Here is a 16,664-nt window from a genome sequence, read left to right on the forward strand (position 1 = left end):
TCAGGGCCACCGACCGGTCTGTCTTTTTTATGCGCCCGCTATCGTCGGACTCTTGACCTGATAGAGGTCGCCCGCACTTACCGGTGCGATGCCTGCCTCGAACTCAGACCGGAAGTACTTGATGGCACTGCCCAGAGGTTCCACTGCGCCCGGTGCGTGGGCGCAGAAGGTCTTGCCCGGGCCGAGGAAGTTGACCAGGCCCAGCAGCGTCTCGATGTCGCCGGGTTGACCCTGGCCCTTCTCGATGGCGCGCAGAATCTTCACGCTCCACGGCAGGCCATCGCGGCACGGGGTACAGAAACCGCACGACTCTTGAGCGAAGAACTCCTCCAGATTGCGCATCATCGACACCATGTTCACCTCGTCGTCCACCGCCATTGCCAGGCCCGTACCCATCCGGGTACCAACCTTGGCCACGCCACCGGCGTAAAACTGGCAATCGAGATGTTCAGGGAGCAGGAAGCCGGTACCGGCGCCACCTGGCTGCCAGCACTTGAGCTTGTAGCCGTCGCGCATGCCGCCAGCGTAGTCCTCGAACAGCTCACGCGCGGGCAGGCCGAATGGCAACTCCCACAGGCCGGGGTTCTTCACCTTGCCGGAGAAGCCCATCAGCTTGGTGCCCTGGTCTTCGCTGCCTTCGCGGGCCAGCGACTTGTACCAGTCGTTGCCGTTGTTGACGATCGCCGGGACGTTGCACAGGGTTTCGACGTTGTTCACGCAGGTTGGTTTGCCCCACACGCCCACAGCGGCCGGGAAGGGCGGCTTGGAGCGCGGGTTGGCGCGACGGCCTTCCAGAGAGTTGATCAGTGCGGTTTCCTCACCGCAGATGTAACGCCCGGCGCCGGTGTGGACGAACAGCTCAAAGTCGAAGCCGGTGCCTAGAATGTTTTTGCCCAACAGACCGGCGGCCTTGGCTTCGGCCACGGCGCGGTTCAGGTGTTTGGCCGCAGTGACGTACTCACCACGCAGGAAGATATAACCGCGATAGGCTTTCAGCGCACGGGCGCTGATCAGCATGCCCTCTACCAGCAGATGGGGCAGTTGCTCCATCAGCATGCGGTCTTTCCAGGTGTTGGGTTCCATTTCGTCCGCGTTGCACAGCAGGTAGCGGATGTTCATGGATTCGTCTTTGGGCATCAGGCCCCACTTCACGCCAGTAGGGAAGCCTGCACCGCCGCGGCCTTTGAGGCCGGAGTCCTTGACCGCCTGGACGATTTCATCGGGCGATTGCTGGGCGAAGGCCTTGCGTGCAGCGGCATAGCCATCTTTGGCTACATATTCGTCAAACCAGATCGGCTCGCCGTCGTCGCGAAGACGCCAGGTCAATGGATGGGTTTCCGGCGCGCGCTGGATCAGGTTGGCCGGGCCGAAGGAAGTGATGGTCATACGTAACCCTCCAGCAGCTGGGCCACGCCCGCAGGCTGCAGATTGCCGAAAGTATCGTCGTCGATCATCACCGCCGGCGCCTTGTCGCAGTTGCCCAGGCAGCAGGCCGGCAGCAGGGTGAAGCGACCGTCGGCAGTGGTCTGGCCCAGGCCGATGCCCAGCTTGCTCTGAATTTCGCCGACGATGTCTTCGTGACCGGCAATGAAGCAGACCATGCTGTTGCAGACGCGAATGATGTGGCGGCCCACTGGCTGACGGAAGATCTGACTGTAGAACGTCGCAACGCCTTCGACGTCGCTGGCAGGAATGCCCAGCACTTCGCCGATTGCGTAGATGGCGCCGTCCGGTACCCAGCCTCGCTCCTTCTGAACGATCTTCAGGGCTTCGATGGACGCCGCCCGCGGGTCCTCGTAGTGATGCATTTCGTGCTCGATGGCCGAGCGCTCGGATTCGCTCAGGGCGAAACGGTCTGTCTGGATAAGCGTGCTGTTCATGCTTAGCGGTCCACGTCGGCCATAACGAAGTCGATACTACCCAGATACGCAATCAAGTCCGCGACCATGCTGCCTTTGATCACCGAAGGGATCTGCTGCAGGTGCGGGTAGCTTGGGGTGCGAATCCGGGTACGGTAGCTCATGGTGCCGCCGTCGCTCGTCAGGTAATAACTGTTGATGCCCTTGGTCGCTTCAATCATCTGGAAAGATTCGTTGGCCGGCATGACCGGGCCCCACGAAACCTGCAGGAAGTGCGTGATCAAGGTTTCGATGTGCTGCAGGGTGCGCTCTTTGGGCGGCGGCGTGGTCAGCGGGTGATCAGCCTTGTACGGGCCTTCCGGCATGTTGCGCATGCACTGGTCGATGATCCTGATGCTCTGACGCATCTCTTCGACGCGGACCATGCAGCGATCATAGGCATCGCCATTGACGGCCAGCGGCACTTCGAATTCGAAGTTCTCGTACCCGGAGTACGGGCGAGCCTTACGCAGGTCGAAGTCACAACCGGTAGAACGCAGGCCGGCCCCGGTGACGCCCCATTCCAGGGCCTCTTTGGTGTTGTAGGCGGCGACGCCGACGGTACGGCCCTTGAGGATGCTGTTCTGCAAAGCAGCCTTGGTGTACTCATCCAGCCGTTTCGGCAACCACTCGACGAAGTCCTTGACCAGCTTGTCCCAGCCGCGCGGCAGGTCATGGGCGACGCCGCCGATGCGATACCAGGCCGGGTGCAGGCGGAAACCGGTGATGGCTTCGATCACGGTGTAGGCTTTCTGCCGGTCGGTGAAGGTGAAGAACACCGGGGTCATCGCACCCACGTCCTGGATGTAGGTGCCCAGGAACAGCAGGTGGCTGGTGATACGGAAGAACTCGGCCATCATGATGCGGATGACGTCGACCTTCTGCGGCACCTTGATGCCCGCCAGCTTCTCGACCGAAAGCACGTACGGCAGGTTGTTCATCACCCCGCCCAGATAATCGATGCGGTCGGTGTACGGAATGAAGCTGTGCCAGGACTGACGCTCGGCCATCTTCTCGGCACCACGGTGGTGGTAACCGATGTCAGGCACACAGTCGACGATCTCTTCACCATCCAATTGCAGCACGATTCGGAACGCACCGTGAGCGGAAGGGTGGTTCGGCCCCAGGTTGAGGAACATGTAGTCCTCATTGGTGCCCGAACGCTTCATGCCCCAGTCTTCCGGACGGAAGCGCGCGGCTTCTTCTTCCAGTTGCTGCTTGGCCAGCGTCAGGCTGTACGGGTCGAATTCGGTAGCGCGAGCAGGATAGTCCTTGCGCAGCGGATGACCTTCCCAGGTCGGCGGCATCATGATGCGGCTCAGGTGCGGGTGGCCCGGGAAGTCGATCCCGAACATGTCCCACACTTCGCGCTCGTACCAGTTGGCATTCGGCCAGATACTGGTAATGGTCGGCACGCTGAGGTCGCTCTCGGACAAGGCCACCTTGATCATGACGTCGCTGTTACGCTCTATCGACAGTAGGTGATAGAACACAGTGAAGTCGGCGTCCGGCAAGCCACGGCGCTTGGTCCGCAGGCGTTCGTCCACGCCGTGCAGGTCGTACAGCATCGAGTACGGTTTTGGCACGTTGCGCAGGAAGTTGAGGATTTCGAACAGCCTGGCGCGAGCGACCCACAGCACAGGCATGCCGGTAACAGTGGGTTGAGCGGTAAATGCTTCTGCACCAAAACGGTTGTGCAGTTCAACGACGACATCTTGGTCGTCAGCCTTGTAAGGCGGGATGTACAGAGCGGTGTCTGCAGTCATAGGTCTCGATCGCTATCGGTCAACGTACAGAATGAACCCAGGTTCAGGCTTCTTTTTGTAAAAGAAAACTGGATCAGACTTCGTCGGGGCTGCGCAGGTTTGTGACCTGAATACGCTGTTCGCGGCGCTGTTCCTTTTGCGAAGGCATCTCGGCGCGGTACACGCCTTGGTCGCCGACGACCCAGGAGAGAGGGCGACGCTCCTTGCCAATGGATTCCTGCAACAGCATCAGGCCTTGCAGAAACGCCTCTGGACGGGGCGGGCAGCCGGGCACGTAAACATCCACAGGCAGGAACTTGTCCACGCCCTGTACGACGGAGTAGATGTCATACATGCCACCGGAGTTGGCGCACGAACCCATGGAAATGACCCATTTAGGCTCAAGCATTTGCTCGTAGAGACGCTGGATGATCGGCGCCATCTTGATGAAGCAGGTACCGGCGATAACCATGAAATCCGCCTGACGCGGCGATGCCCGGATCACTTCCGCGCCGAAGCGCGCAATGTCGTGGGGTGCCGTGAAAGCGGTGGTCATTTCCACGTAGCAGCAGGACAGACCGAAGTTGTACGGCCAAAGGGAGTTCTTGCGCCCCCAGTTGACAGCACCGCTCAATACGTCCTCAAGCTTGCCCATGAAAATGTTTTTGTGGACTTGATCCTCTAACGGATCGGCAACGGTTTCCCGCTCGCCGATGGGGTACTGCTCGTTAGGAGCATCCGGGTCGATCCTGGTGAGATTGTATTGCATTGCCAAAGCCTCATTGTTTTAGCTTCGCCTGCCGGTTACGACGACCAACGGGAGCCCAATCGAGCGCCCCTACCCGCCATAGGTAGACAAGACCTGCCAACAGAATTGCTATGAAAACGAGCGCTTCGGCGAAGCCGGTCCAGCCGCTTTCGCGGACGGACACAGACCAAGCGTACAGAAAGAGGGCTTCAATATCGAAAATCACGAAGAGCATCGCGACCAGATAAAACTTTGCGGACAGTCGCAGGCGCGCGCCACCGGTGGGCAGCATGCCGGATTCGAAAGGTTCGTTCTTGCTCCGGCCCCAGGCTTTGGAACCCAGCAGGCTGGACAGGCCGAGCATGAAGGCGCAAAGGCCGATGACGCCCAAAAGGAAAATGGCGAAGCCCCAGTTGTGGGCAATCAAACCTGTCGATTCGGGCATGCTGGCAGTCCTTAACAGAGAGCAAAGGTCTCTGAGCTTGAAAAGATTAGAAGCAGTGACGATATGTCGCAGTGCGATCAATTCCGGGATTTTATGTGCAAAAGAAGAGCAAGTAAATTTTCTACATGAAATTTATTCACAGGATTAATGAGCCAGATCACGCTTTCTTTGATTGAGCCCTTACCAGGCGGGCATTACGGCGCTTTTAACTAATTATATTTCCTCTAAACGGTAACGAAAAACGCCCAGAAGAAATGATAATTAATATCATTTGAAAGTTTGTTTGGGGGATATCGGTGGAAGGTGACGAAGTTGGCGTTATTGCACGCTGTCAAAAGAAAGACTTATTAAGCAGCGTCTTTAATTAACATTCGCATGTCGATTCAGGGCGCCTATCGGGCAATAACCGACTACTTTGGTAGGGTATTAAGGCTTTTGAATGACAAAAAGGCCGCCCGAAGGCGGCCTCTGGCAGAAGCGCAAACTCAGTGGAACTGCTCTTCTTCGGTGGAACCGGTCAGGGCGGTGACCGAGGATTTGCCGCCCTGGATCACCGTGGTCATGTCGTCGAAATAGCCAGTGCCCACTTCCTGCTGGTGTGCCACAAAGGTGTAGCCCTTGGCAGCGTCGGCGAACTCCTGCTCCTGCAGCTTCACGTAGGCAGTCATGTCATTGCGGGCATAGTCGTGCGCCAGGTTGAACATGCTGTGCCACATATTGTGAATGCCCGCCAGGGTGATGAACTGATGCTTGTAGCCCATCGCCGACAGCTCGCGCTGGAATTTGGCAATGGTCGCGTCGTCCAGATTCTTCTTCCAGTTGAAAGAAGGTGAGCAGTTGTAGGACAGCAATTGGTCCGGGTACTCCTTTTTGATCGCTTCGGCGAAGCGACGGGCTTCATCCAGATCCGGCTTGGCCGTTTCGCACCAGATCAGATCGGCATAGGGCGCATAGGCCAGGCCGCGAGCGATGGCTTGGTCCAGACCGGCGCGTACTTTATAGAAGCCTTCCGGGGTGCGAGTGCCGGTCACGAATGGTTTGTCGTACGGGTCGCAGTCGGAAGTCAGCAGGTCGGCAGCGTTTGCGTCGGTGCGCGCCAGAATGATGGTCGGAACGCCTGCGACGTCAGCTGCGAGACGCGCTGCAACCAGTTTCTGCACCGCTTCCTGGGTAGGCACCAGCACCTTGCCGCCCATATGGCCACATTTTTTCACCGAGGCCAGTTGATCTTCGAAGTGCACGCCAGCAGCACCTGCCTCGATCATGCTCTTCATCAATTCATAGGCGTTCAATACGCCGCCGAAACCGGCTTCTGCGTCGGCCACGATTGGCGCGAAGTAGTCGATATAACCTTCGTCCCCCGGATTCTTCCCGGCTTTCCACTGGATCTGGTCTGCGCGGCGGAACGAGTTGTTGATGCGCTTGACCACTGTCGGAACCGAATCCACCGGGTATAGCGACTGATCCGGGTACATCGACTCAGCCGAATTGTTATCCGCCGCCACTTGCCACCCGGACAGGTAAATTGCCTGGATGCCCGCCTTGACTTGCTGTACCGCCTGCCCGCCTGTCAGGGCGCCCATGCAGTTGACGAAATCCTTGTCGGGACGGAAAGACGGCTTGGCGCCCTGAGTGACCAGATTCCAGAGCTTTTCAGCGCCCCGCTTGGCGAAGGTGTGTTCAGGTTGAACCGAGCCACGCAGGCGGACGACGTCTGCAGCGGAGTAGGTGCGGGTCACGCCTTTCCAGCGTGGGTTCTCGGCCCAATCTTTCTCGATGGCTGCAATTTGTTGTTCGCGTGTCTGTGCCATGGGGTAAACCTCGTCGCTTGGTCTTGTGGGTCTTGAGGTGAAACTGTTCGCGGTACGGGCGCCTGGGGTTTTCCAGGACGCACTTAAGGCTGCTCACTGGATTGGAAAGCATTGCGTCGGATCGGGATTTTTTACGCCTCACGATGATGAGACGCTGAAACTGCCTTTTGGGCTTAAAAGCATCAAATAGGCTCAACTTGGTAGCGTTGTCGCACGATTTAGAGTCTTTCTGCAGGTGCGCCTATCAGTGAGAGCGAGGCCATCATGCCTCGGCTTTTTTTCGTCGTCAAATATTTTGTAGTGGTTATTTATGATCACTACATATTTGTCTGGGCCGACTCATCAGTCAGTTTCAGGCTTTTAGGTCCAGGGAAGGGCACGTCAGCTGCGGTACTGTTCGTTCAGGAGGGATGCGGGATATGTAGCGATTTGTATGGGCACTACATTTTTTGGCGAGGAATGAGAATCTGTGGGAATGGGCAAGCTCACGCCCAAAGATGCAGCGTTTCTTTTAGGTCGCCTCAATCGAGGCTGTCGACCTTAACCCGCAACGTCATGTCATCGCGACCCTGAGTCGAATAGCGCCGGGTTACGCCCTGTTCGTCAGCGCGAGACTGGTCACTCACGCCTGCCAGGGTGATCCACTCGCCCAGACGCCCGCTGACCTGAGAGTCGGTGCTCTGCACCTTGATCGCGTCGGCCTGCTGCTGGCTCATGCGGTCGTTGTTGGTGCTGATGTTCAGGTGAACGACATCACCGGTAATGCTCGCGGTGACATAGAAGCCACGGGTGACGTTGCGGTATTGGGTGTTGGTTTGCGCATAACCGTACGAGTCGGTCTGTACGTTGGTGATCGGGACACTCTGCCCGACCTGAATCAGCGCAGGAGTGCCTTCGTTGGCTTGAACCTGCTGCACGCCGCCATCGCGACTGGCAGTGCCGTAGTTGATGATTCGGGTATTGCCATCGGCAGTGACGCCGCCATTCCGCGAGCGTACCGTGCCGTTGACCGAATAGCCCTGGTCGCTCTGCAGGGTGTTATCGCTGGTGTCGACGCTGATCAACAGGCGTTTGGGCGCGGTATCGAGTTGAGCCAGAAGATCGTGAAGCTCACTGATTTTTCCCGGCTCTGCATTGACGATGAGCTTGTTGCCGTAGGCGTTGACGCTGCCTTCGTTACCCAGGAATGATTTGACGGCAGGCATCAGATCATCGCTGGTGCGGTAGTTCAAGGGGATGACTTCGGTGGCGGCAGCGGTCGTGAAGCTGCAAGCCAACAGAACAGAAGCGAGCAGGGTGCGTAACGACATCGGGGTGATCTCCGAAAGGGGCGCGTCAAAGCGTTGAGTGTGCCAGTTTGTCGGCCTGTCTATGAACAAATTGAATCGCAGGCAGCAGAACGCCCCGGCATCTTCGTTTCAGCATAGCCCGCTGAGGCGATAACGACGGGGCGTTCTATGGCGTGGCGGTCCATCGCTTAAGGTGAGTTACGCACCATGTCCACGTGGGGGAGGCCGGCTTCGAGAAACTCTTCGCTGACGACGGTGAAGCCAAAACGCTCATAGAAAGCAGTGGCATATACCTGGGCGCTGAGTTTCTGCTGCTTGAGGTTGCGGCTTTCCGCTTCGGTGATCACGAACTGCAACAGCGCATCACCGACATTCAAGCCGCGCCAGTCCTTGAGGACCGACAGCCTGCCAATTTCACCGTCCGGCAACAGGCGTGCCGTGCCGATCGGATAATCGCCTTCCAGGGCCAAAAAGTGCAGGGCGCCCGCGTCCTCGGCATCCCATTCCAGTTCGGGCGGTACCGATTGTTCGGCAATGAAGACGGCTTCGCGAATACGCCGGATATCGGCGATTTCTTTCTGCCAGTCGGCTACCCGTACATGGATCTTATTCATCAGCAAACCCCAGACTTCCTTGTTTGACCAGCTCGCAGAGCAGGTTACGAGCATCGTCATTTGCCAGCCATTGGCCCAGATTATCGATATGCAGTGCATCGGCTGCGCAGACCAGTTTCAACAGCTCGCGCAGACGACCGGGCAGCAATCGGCTTTGGCCGCTGGCGAACAGCAGCAGGTCTTCGTCGACCTCGGACCAGGCCAGGCGTGCGCTCGGGTTGCGAATCAGGATTGCACCCTGCTCCAGGCTGTCGAGCAGTTCGGCCTCGTCCAGTTCCGGGCCGGTTACCATTTCCGGGTAGCGCGGCTCGGTCATGAACTGGCCGAACCAGGTCAGTAGCAAGCGCTCATCGCCCATGTGCTCGGCCAGCAGCGCTTTCAAGCGATCAAGGGCATCGCGCTGAATCTGGTGCGGATCGCTGACCGGCTGCACATCAGCATCGGTGTAACGCTCTTCGTCAGACATGAACTGACTGAGGAAGTCGGTGAAGTGGGTCAAAACTTCGGCGGCACTCGGTGCGCGGAAACCTACCGAATATGTCAGGCAGTCATCCACCGCAACGCCCCAGTGAGCCAGTCGCGGCGGCAGGTAGAGCATGTCGCCCGGTTCCAGAGTCCATTCGTCGCTGCCCTGGAAGTCGGCGAGGATGCGCAGGTCCGCATGCTCCAGCAGCGGGCTGTCGGTGTCGCACATCTGGCCGATCTTCCAGTGACGCTTACCGTGGCCTTGCAGCAGGAACACGTCGTAGTTATCGAAGTGTGGGCCCACGCTGCCACCTGGCGCGGCGTAGCTGATCATCACGTCGTCTATGCGCCAGCTTGGCAGAAAGCGGAAGTTGTCCAGCAGTTCGCTGACTTCCGGAACGAATTGATCAACGGCCTGAACCAGCAGGGTCCATTCGGTCTCTGGAAGCTTGCTGAACTCATCTTCGGCGAAAGGGCCGCGCCGCAACTCCCAGGGACGCACACCGTTCTCGATGATCAGGCGCGATTCAATCTCTTCTTCCAGGGTCAGGCCTGCCAGCTCGTCAGGATCGATCGGGCTTTCGAAGTCAGGGATTGCCTGACGAATAAGCAGCGGTTTTTTCTGCCAGTAATCACGCAGGAATTCGCGCGCCGTAATGCCACCAAGCAACTGCAGAGGAATATCAGGATTCATGTGTAACCTATTGAAAAAACGTATTTTCCAGACTGGAATAAAAACGCCCGGCTCAGCCGGGCGTGCAGAGCAAATGCGTAGGATCAGATGCGCTTGGCTTGAGCAACTGCGCTGCCAATGTAATTGGCAGGGGTGAGTCTTTTCAGCTCCGCGCGAGCTTCGGGCGGCATATCCAGCCCATCGATGAAAGTCTGCAACGCTTCAGGGCTGATGCCCTTGCCGCGTGTCAATTCCTTGAGTTTCTCGTAGGGGTTTTCGATGTCGTAGCGACGCATGACGGTCTGGATCGGCTCGGCAAGCACTTCCCAGCAAGCGTCCAGGTCAGCAGCGATTTTCTGCTCGTTCAGCTCCAGCTTGCCGATACCTTTGAGGCTCGCTTCGTACGCAATCACGCTGTGAGCAAAGCCCACGCCGAGGTTGCGCAGCACGGTGGAGTCGGTCAGGTCGCGCTGCCAGCGGGAGATCGGCAGTTTGCTGGCCAGGTGCTGAAACAGTGCATTGGCGATACCCAGGTTGCCTTCGGAGTTTTCGAAGTCGATCGGGTTGACCTTGTGGGGCATGGTCGAGGAGCCGATTTCGCCTGCGACGGTCCTCTGCTTGAAGTAGCCCAAGGAGATGTAGCCCCAGATGTCGCGGTCAAAGTCGATCAGGATGGTGTTGTAGCGGGCGATCGCGTCGAACAACTCGGCAATGTAGTCGTGCGGTTCGATCTGCGTGGTGTAGGGGTTGAAACCCAGGCCCAGTTCGTCTTCGATGAAGGCGCGGGCGTTGGCTTCCCAGTCGATATCCGGGTAGGCCGACAGGTGTGCGTTGTAGTTGCCGACGGCGCCATTGATCTTGCCCAGCAGCGGCACGGCAGCGACCTGCGCGATCTGGCGCTCCAGGCGATAGACGACGTTGGCCAGTTCCTTGCCCAGGGTGGTGGGCGAAGCAGGCTGACCGTGGGTGCGCGAGAGCATCGGCACGGCGGCGAAACGGATCGCCAGCTCGCGAATGGACTCGGCAATCTGACGCATCAGCGGCAGCAGCACAGTGTCGCGGCCTTCACGCAGCATCAGCGCATGGGACAGGTTATTGATGTCTTCACTGGTGCAGGCGAAGTGGATGAATTCGCTGACCTTGGCCAGTTCCGGCAATTTGGCCGCCTGCTCCTTGAGCAGGTACTCGATGGCCTTGACGTCGTGGTTGGTGGTGCGTTCGATCTCTTTCACACGCTCGGCGTGCTCCAGCGCGAAGTCTGTGGCCAGTATGTCGAGCAGAGCATTGGCTTGGGCAGAAAACGCTGGGACTTCCGGAATTTGCGGGTGAGCCGCCAGGCGCTGGAGCCAACGGACTTCTACCATAGCGCGGAAACGGATCAGGCCGTATTCGCTGAAAATAGGGCGCAGGGCCTGGGTTTTGCCGGCGTAGCGGCCGTCTACAGGGGAAACCGCAGTGAGCGAAGAAAGCTGCATGGGGTGTTCTCGGACAGTCGGGCAACGAAATGGGGCGCGTATCATACATGAAAATCCTGATCAGCCGAGACCGACTGAGCCAGATCCACCGCGCCATGATGGGTAAAATCCGTTGTTTCTGGGCGCTCGGCAATCAGCCGTGCATCAAGGGATACAATTCTTTCAATAACTTGCGACGGTTGAGGACCAACTGCCAACGATGACCGCCCACTTGTCGCCAAAGTCGCGCACAGCGAATACCGGCCAAGAGAAGGGCGCGGATTTTCGAGGCATTGTTGGGTTGCTGCAGGTTGCGCATGTCGCCATGGACCTGAATCCGCTGGCGCAAGGTACTGAGGGTTTCCTGATACAGCGCACCGCTGGCGGCGATAACGTTCTCGTGAACGATACCGAAGTGTTCGACCTGGGATTTGATCTGCGGCAGGCGCCTGCCGATGGTGTCGAGCATGTCGTCACGCTTGGACAGTTGACGCTCCAGGCCGAGCATCGCCAGAGCGTAGCGCAGCGGCTCACGCTGCAGGGTGCCGGGGTCGCGCTCCAGGGCGCTGGCGAGGGCGCGATAGCCTTCGCGCAGATTGAGGTCGTCGCCGCCGAACACGTCCAGCGTGTCCTTGGGGTCCATCACCAGCAACCCCCCGAGCAGGCAGCCAACAGTGGCTTCGCTGGCCTGGCCGGTCTTGGCAATCCGGTCCACCAGTACGGCAGCCTGGAAGACGCCGCCCAGCGCGGTGAGTTGCTCCTGGATCGGACTCATCAGTGAAGGTCCTGGCTGTGCCAAGGTTCGGCAGTTTCGATGACGCCGCCGCCAAGGCAGATTTCCCCATCGTAGAACACCACCGACTGGCCGGGTGTCACGGCTCGTTGCGGCTCATCGAAGGTGGCGCGGTAGCCGTTGGCGGTGCGTTCCAACGTGCAGCTCTGGTCGCCCTGGCGATAGCGAACCTTGGCGGTCAGCGCGCGCTGCGTGCTCAGGTCGACGGGATTGACCCAGTAGATTTCCGAGGCCAGCAGGGCGCGGGAGAACAGCCATGGGTGTTCATTGCCTTGACCGACGATCAGTTCGTTGCGTGCCAGGTCTTTTTTCAGCACGTACCACGGCTCATCGCCGGCATCCTTGAGCCCGCCGATACCCAAGCCCTGACGCTGGCCGATGGTGTGGTACATCAGGCCAGCGTGACGGCCGATGACTTCGCCAGTCGTGGTCTTGATCTCGCCCGGCTGCGCAGGCAGGTACTGCTTTAGGAAATCAGTAAAGCGACGCTCGCCGATGAAGCAGATTCCGGTGGAATCCTTCTTGTTGGCGGTCGCCAGTTCATACTTCTCTGCAATCGCCCTGACTTCGGGTTTCTCGAGCTCGCCGACCGGGAACAGGGTCTTGGCGATCTGCTCACCAGCGACAGCGTGCAGGAAGTAGCTCTGGTCCTTGTTCGGGTCCAGACCCTTGAGCAGTTCGGTACAACCATCAATGTCGCGACGACGCACATAGTGGCCGGTGGCGATCAGGTCGGCGCCGAGCATGAAGGCGTAATCCAGAAAGGCTTTGAACTTGATCTCACGGTTGCACAGGATGTCCGGGTTCGGTGTGCGCCCGGCCTTGTACTCTTCGAGAAAGTGCTCGAAGACGTTATCCCAGTACTCGGCGGCGAAGTTCACCGTGTGCAGCGTGATACCGATCCGGTCGCACACGGCTTGGGCGTCCGCGAGGTCGTCCATGGCGGTACAGTATTCCGTTCCGTCGTCTTCTTCCCAGTTCTTCATGAAAAGGCCTTCCACCTGATAACCCTGCTCGATGAGCAGAAGAGCGGAGACCGAAGAATCCACGCCGCCGGACATGCCGACGATGACGCGCTTCTTCTCTGGATTGGAAAAGGCTGAATCAGACATAGGTATTCGATGGGTAGCCTGGAAAAGGACGCGATTCTAGCAGGGTGTCGGCCCCAAGGCTAAAAGCTATTCATTTGCGCACGACATCCAGGCTATGAACGGGCCCTGCGAGGTAATCGTCGATGCAATCCAGAACCAGATGGCTGCGCCAGCGTTCGGGCTGGCTGGCCAGCTCCTCGCGGGTGAGCCACGGAGCGCCGATGATGCCGGTGTCCAGAGCGCGCTCGGGATGGTGTTTGACGGCTTTGGCAGCAAAGCAGACCCGCTGATACGTCACGCCGTTGCTCGGAGCGGTGTACAGGTAAATGCCGACCACGCCGGTCAGTTCGACGTCCCAGCCGGTTTCCTCAAGCGTTTCGCGTATGGCCGCTTCGCGCAGGGTTTCGTCAGGTTCAAGGTGTCCGGCGGGCTGATTCAGCACCAGCTTGTTGTTCTTCAATTCTTCGACGAACAGAAAAAGGCCGTTGTCTTCGATAACGGTGGCGACTGTGATGTGAGGTTGCCAGGTCATTGCAAATCTCCATGAGTGCTCGTGCGGATCGTATGCGGCGGCAAAATCTCCAATCCGACGCAGTTCCTAGTAGGAGAGACACCGGAGGTTACGACGGCAGCGAAGGCGGCGGGTCAGTCACCGGATTTTCACCTGACCGGGTGCATTCGCCACCGTCGTAACCTGTGCAAGCTGCACCGAGGATCAAGGTTGGCCGTAGTCGTGTACACATTAAAAGAAAGCCCCGGCGCAGGGCCGGGGCTTTCATGTTGCGTTCGGCGGCATTAACCGTCGATCCAGCAAGCCTTACTTCAGCGCGTTGATCGCATCGTTCAGGGTCTTGCTAGGGCGCATGGCGTTGCTGGCCAGTTCTGGCGTCGCAAAATAGTAACCGCCAATGTCCAGAGGCTTGCCCTGTACGCTGTTCAGCTCGGCGACGATGGTCGCTTCGTTGTCCGCCAGGGTTTTCGCCAGCTCGGTGAACTTGGCTTGCAGTTCCGTATCGTCGGTCTGGGAAGCCAGGGCCTGGGCCCAGTAAGTCGCCAGGTAGAAATGGCTGCCACGGTTGTCGATCCCGCCAACTTTGCGCGATGGCGACTTGTTGTTGTCCAGGAACTGGCCGGTGGCCTTGTCCAGGGCAGTGGCAAGTATCAGTGCTTTCTTGTTGCCGTAGTTGTTGCCCAAGTGCTCCAGCGAAGCCGCCAGCGCCAGAAATTCACCCAGCGAGTCCCAGCGCAGGAAGTTTTCTTCGTTGAGCTGTTGAACGTGCTTGGGGGCCGAACCGCCAGCGCCGGTTTCGAACAGACCGCCGCCATTCATGAGAGGGACGATCGACAGCATCTTGGCGCTCGTGCCCAGTTCCATGATCGGGAACAGGTCGGTCAGGTAGTCACGCAGCACGTTACCGGTCACCGAGATGGTGTCCTTGCCAGCGCGAATACGCTCCAGGGAAACCTTCATCGCGTCGTCAGGTGATTTGATGGTGATGTCCAGGCCCGTGGTGTCGTAATCCTTCAGGTATTGCTCGACCTTCTTGATCATGACGGCGTCGTGGGCCCGCTCCGGATCCAGCCAGAAGATAGCTGGCGTATTGCTCAGGCGCGAACGGTTGACCGCCAGTTTGACCCAGTCCTGGATCGGCGCGTCCTTGGTCTGGCACATGCGCCAGATATCGCCGGCATCGACGGTCTGCTCCATCAGCACCTGACCTTTGTCATCGGTGACGCGGACCACGCCGTCGGTTTCGATCTGGAAGGTCTTGTTGTGCGACCCGTACTCTTCGGCTTTCTGCGCCATCAGGCCAACGTTCGGCACGCTGCCCATGGTGGTCGGATCGAAGGCGCCGTGTTTCTTGCAGTCTTCGATGACCGCCTGGTAGATCGTGGCGTAGCAGCGATCCGGGATCACCGCCTTGGTGTCCTGCAGGACACCGTCGTTGTTCCACATCTTGCCGGAATCACGAATCATCGCAGGCATCGAGGCGTCGACGATGACGTCGCTTGGCACGTGCAGGTTGGTAATGCCCTTGTCGGAGTTGACCATTGCCAGAGGAGGGCGGGTGGCGTAGACGGCTTTGACGTCCGCTTCGATTTGCGCCTGCTGATCGGCTGGCAGGTCTTTGATGCGGGTGTACAGATCGCCGATGCCGTTGTGCAGATTGAAACCGATTTCCTTCAGGACGTCAGCGTGCTTGTTCAGCGCATCCTGATAGTACTCGGCAACGAATTCGCCAAACATGATCGGGTCGGAGACCTTCATCATGGTGGCTTTCAGGTGAACGGAGAACAGTACGCCCAGTTTCTTGGCGTCCTCGATCTCTTTGGCCACGAATGCGCGCAGAGCTTTCTTGCTCATGATGGCGCAGTCGATGATTTCACCGGCCAGCACCGAAGTCTTGTCCTTGAGTACGGTTGTGCTGCCGTTGTTGCCGACCAATTCGATCTTGACCGAGCCCGCAGCTTCGATCAGCGAGGATTTCTCGCTGCCGTAGAAGTCACCGTTGTCCATGTGAGCAACGTGGGACTTGGAGTCTGCAGCCCAGGCGCCCATCTTGTGCGGGTGCTTGCGTGCGTAGTTCTTGACGGAAAGCGGTGCGCGGCGATCAGAGTTACCTTCACGCAGAACCGGATTTACGGCACTGCCTTTTACCTTGTCGTAGCCAGCACGAGCGACCTTGTCAGCTTCGGTCACGACTTCATCCGGATAGTCCGGGACATCGTAGCCCTTGGCCTGCAGTTCCTTGATCGCCGCTTTCAATTGCGGGACCGAAGCGCTGATGTTCGGCAGCTTGATGATGTTCGCTTCTGGAGTCGTCGCCAGTTCGCCAAGCTCTGCCAGATCGTCGGAAACCTTCTTGTCACCCAGGCGCTCGGGAAAGCTGGCCAGGATACGGGCTGCAAGAGAGATGTCGCGGGTTTCGACGGTGATGTCTGCGGAGGCGGTGAACGCTTCGATGATAGGAAGCAGTGAGTAGGTGGCGAGGGCAGGAGCTTCGTCGGTGAAGGTATAGATGATCTTCGAGCGGTTGGACATTTTCGGGATAACTCTCTTCTTTGCTGAGCGTACACAAAATTTCGAGATGCGCAGAATAGGCACTTTCGCCCAAGATATCGATGAGCCGAAAGTCGAGAATTTCGTCGCGTGATATGGGGTGCATCAGTCGAGCATCAAGCGGCCGGACTCCGGTTGAGAGTGCGGCCTTTCGAGGGCTGAAAGTCTCGTTTCAGATGGCTCGGCCCCCGATGACCCAATGGTCACCGGCGGCAAGTATACCACCGGTCCCGCCCATTAATACGATAGCAGCGTGAACGCTTGACACTCGTGTTGAGCGATTAATCGGCCTGAGTGCCACCTTGAAAAATCCGCGAATCCTTGAAGCCCGCGTCCCATGGGGCCTGCGGCAGACTGTCGCAGTGATTCGAGCTTGGCGAAGGGGAACTGAATCACAAGTCGGATTTCGACTAAAGGCGTACTCGGACCTGAACCTGTGATGAGTCAGCGGGGAATAGCATCCGTCTTCGTTCGCGTCCCATAGACGTAGAAGTGGAGAGGGAGAAAGAAAAAACCGGTCAGCACAGGGTAGGTGATGACCGGCTTCCCGGGTCTCGCGCTGAACGGTCTGGCTCAG

At 58.5% G+C, this 16,664-nt stretch carries 14 protein-coding genes; all 14 read right to left on the reverse strand.

All coding sequences use genetic code 11. The features are described from left to right. Positions 1 to 27 precede the first annotated feature (27 nt). The 14 genes from nuoF to EC915_RS19085 all read right to left on the reverse strand — a co-directional run bounded on the left by nuoF (position 28) and on the right by EC915_RS19085 (position 16,069). Positions 28 to 1,386: an NADH-quinone oxidoreductase subunit NuoF gene (gene nuoF, locus EC915_RS19020; RefSeq protein WP_133752070.1), complete on the reverse strand. Its 1,359-nt coding sequence runs from the start codon at positions 1,384 to 1,386 to the stop codon at positions 28 to 30. Further along, on the reverse strand, positions 1,383 to 1,880 hold the full coding sequence (gene nuoE / locus EC915_RS19025; RefSeq protein ID WP_093466804.1) for an NADH-quinone oxidoreductase subunit NuoE: 498 nt from the start codon (positions 1,878 to 1,880) through the stop codon (positions 1,383 to 1,385). The genes nuoF and nuoE overlap by 4 nt, the downstream gene beginning before the upstream one ends. Positions 1,881 to 1,882: 2 nt before the next feature. After that, the gene (gene nuoC / locus EC915_RS19030) at positions 1,883 to 3,664 is read right to left on the reverse strand and encodes an NADH-quinone oxidoreductase subunit C/D (protein WP_133752071.1); all 1,782 of its coding nucleotides are present in this window, start codon (positions 3,662 to 3,664) and stop codon (positions 1,883 to 1,885) included. A gap of 73 nt (positions 3,665 to 3,737) precedes the next feature. Continuing rightward, entirely contained in the window at positions 3,738 to 4,412 is a 675-nt protein-coding gene (locus EC915_RS19035; protein ID WP_133752072.1) for an NADH-quinone oxidoreductase subunit B family protein, read from the reverse strand. Positions 4,413 to 4,422: 10 nt separating this feature from the next. Continuing rightward, complete coding sequence (locus tag EC915_RS19040) at positions 4,423 to 4,836, reverse strand: NADH-quinone oxidoreductase subunit A (RefSeq protein WP_062380742.1); 414 nt, start codon at positions 4,834 to 4,836, stop codon at positions 4,423 to 4,425. A gap of 485 nt (positions 4,837 to 5,321) precedes the next feature. Then, the gene (gene aceA / locus EC915_RS19045) at positions 5,322 to 6,647 is read right to left on the reverse strand and encodes an isocitrate lyase (RefSeq protein WP_133752073.1); all 1,326 of its coding nucleotides are present in this window, start codon (positions 6,645 to 6,647) and stop codon (positions 5,322 to 5,324) included. Positions 6,648 to 7,168: 521 nt separating this feature from the next. After that, positions 7,169 to 7,957, reverse strand: coding sequence for a secretin N-terminal domain-containing protein (locus EC915_RS19050; RefSeq protein ID WP_133752074.1), 789 nt, complete (start codon positions 7,955 to 7,957; stop codon positions 7,169 to 7,171). Positions 7,958 to 8,124: 167 nt separating this feature from the next. Then, positions 8,125 to 8,550, reverse strand: a complete 426-nt coding sequence (locus EC915_RS19055) for a GNAT family N-acetyltransferase (protein WP_133752075.1) — start codon at positions 8,548 to 8,550, stop codon at positions 8,125 to 8,127. Then, entirely contained in the window at positions 8,543 to 9,709 is a 1,167-nt protein-coding gene (locus EC915_RS19060) for a cupin domain-containing protein (RefSeq protein ID WP_133752076.1), read from the reverse strand. The genes EC915_RS19055 and EC915_RS19060 overlap by 8 nt, the downstream gene beginning before the upstream one ends. Positions 9,710 to 9,792: 83 nt before the next feature. Next, positions 9,793 to 11,163: an adenylosuccinate lyase gene (gene purB, locus EC915_RS19065; RefSeq protein WP_133752077.1), complete on the reverse strand. Its 1,371-nt coding sequence runs from the start codon at positions 11,161 to 11,163 to the stop codon at positions 9,793 to 9,795. 133 nt (positions 11,164 to 11,296) lie between these two features. Continuing rightward, positions 11,297 to 11,917, reverse strand: coding sequence for a high frequency lysogenization protein HflD (gene hflD / locus EC915_RS19070; protein WP_133752078.1), 621 nt, complete (start codon positions 11,915 to 11,917; stop codon positions 11,297 to 11,299). After that, positions 11,917 to 13,047, reverse strand: coding sequence for a tRNA 2-thiouridine(34) synthase MnmA (gene mnmA / locus EC915_RS19075; protein WP_133752079.1), 1,131 nt, complete (start codon positions 13,045 to 13,047; stop codon positions 11,917 to 11,919). The genes hflD and mnmA overlap by 1 nt, the downstream gene beginning before the upstream one ends. 70 nt (positions 13,048 to 13,117) lie before the next feature. Next, the gene (locus tag EC915_RS19080; protein ID WP_133752080.1) at positions 13,118 to 13,558 is read right to left on the reverse strand and encodes an NUDIX hydrolase; all 441 of its coding nucleotides are present in this window, start codon (positions 13,556 to 13,558) and stop codon (positions 13,118 to 13,120) included. Between the two features lie 285 nt (positions 13,559 to 13,843). Then, positions 13,844 to 16,069 (reverse strand): NADP-dependent isocitrate dehydrogenase, encoded by a 2,226-nt coding sequence (locus tag EC915_RS19085; RefSeq protein WP_133752081.1) that lies wholly within the window; start codon positions 16,067 to 16,069, stop codon positions 13,844 to 13,846. Between the last annotated feature and the right edge of the window lie 595 nt (positions 16,070 to 16,664).

This window comes from Pseudomonas sp. LP_7_YM, from assembly GCF_004364435.1.
Classification (GTDB): domain Bacteria; phylum Pseudomonadota; class Gammaproteobacteria; order Pseudomonadales; family Pseudomonadaceae; genus Aquipseudomonas.

Bases quoted from the DNA above. Each gene is read 5' to 3' on its own strand.
- nuoC (WP_133752071.1), bottom strand. From the start codon at position 3,664: ATGACTGCAGACACCGCTCTGTACATCCCGCCTTACAAGGCTGACGAC.
- hflD (WP_133752078.1), bottom strand. From the start codon at position 11,917: ATGAGTCCGATCCAGGAGCAACTCACCGCGCTGGGCGGCGTCTTCCAG.
- EC915_RS19035 (WP_133752072.1), bottom strand. From the start codon at position 4,412: ATGCAATACAATCTCACCAGGATCGACCCGGATGCTCCTAACGAGCAG.
- nuoE (WP_093466804.1), bottom strand. From the start codon at position 1,880: ATGAACAGCACGCTTATCCAGACAGACCGTTTCGCCCTGAGCGAATCC.
- purB (WP_133752077.1), bottom strand. From the start codon at position 11,163: ATGCAGCTTTCTTCGCTCACTGCGGTTTCCCCTGTAGACGGCCGCTAC.
- EC915_RS19085 (WP_133752081.1), bottom strand. From the start codon at position 16,069: ATGTCCAACCGCTCGAAGATCATCTATACCTTCACCGACGAAGCTCCT.
- mnmA (WP_133752079.1), bottom strand. From the start codon at position 13,047: ATGTCTGATTCAGCCTTTTCCAATCCAGAGAAGAAGCGCGTCATCGTC.
- EC915_RS19080 (WP_133752080.1), bottom strand. From the start codon at position 13,558: ATGACCTGGCAACCTCACATCACAGTCGCCACCGTTATCGAAGACAAC.
- aceA (WP_133752073.1), bottom strand. From the start codon at position 6,647: ATGGCACAGACACGCGAACAACAAATTGCAGCCATCGAGAAAGATTGG.
- EC915_RS19040 (WP_062380742.1), bottom strand. From the start codon at position 4,836: ATGCCCGAATCGACAGGTTTGATTGCCCACAACTGGGGCTTCGCCATT.
- EC915_RS19055 (WP_133752075.1), bottom strand. From the start codon at position 8,550: ATGAATAAGATCCATGTACGGGTAGCCGACTGGCAGAAAGAAATCGCC.
- nuoF (WP_133752070.1), bottom strand. From the start codon at position 1,386: ATGACCATCACTTCCTTCGGCCCGGCCAACCTGATCCAGCGCGCGCCG.
- EC915_RS19060 (WP_133752076.1), bottom strand. From the start codon at position 9,709: ATGAATCCTGATATTCCTCTGCAGTTGCTTGGTGGCATTACGGCGCGC.
- EC915_RS19050 (WP_133752074.1), bottom strand. From the start codon at position 7,957: ATGTCGTTACGCACCCTGCTCGCTTCTGTTCTGTTGGCTTGCAGCTTC.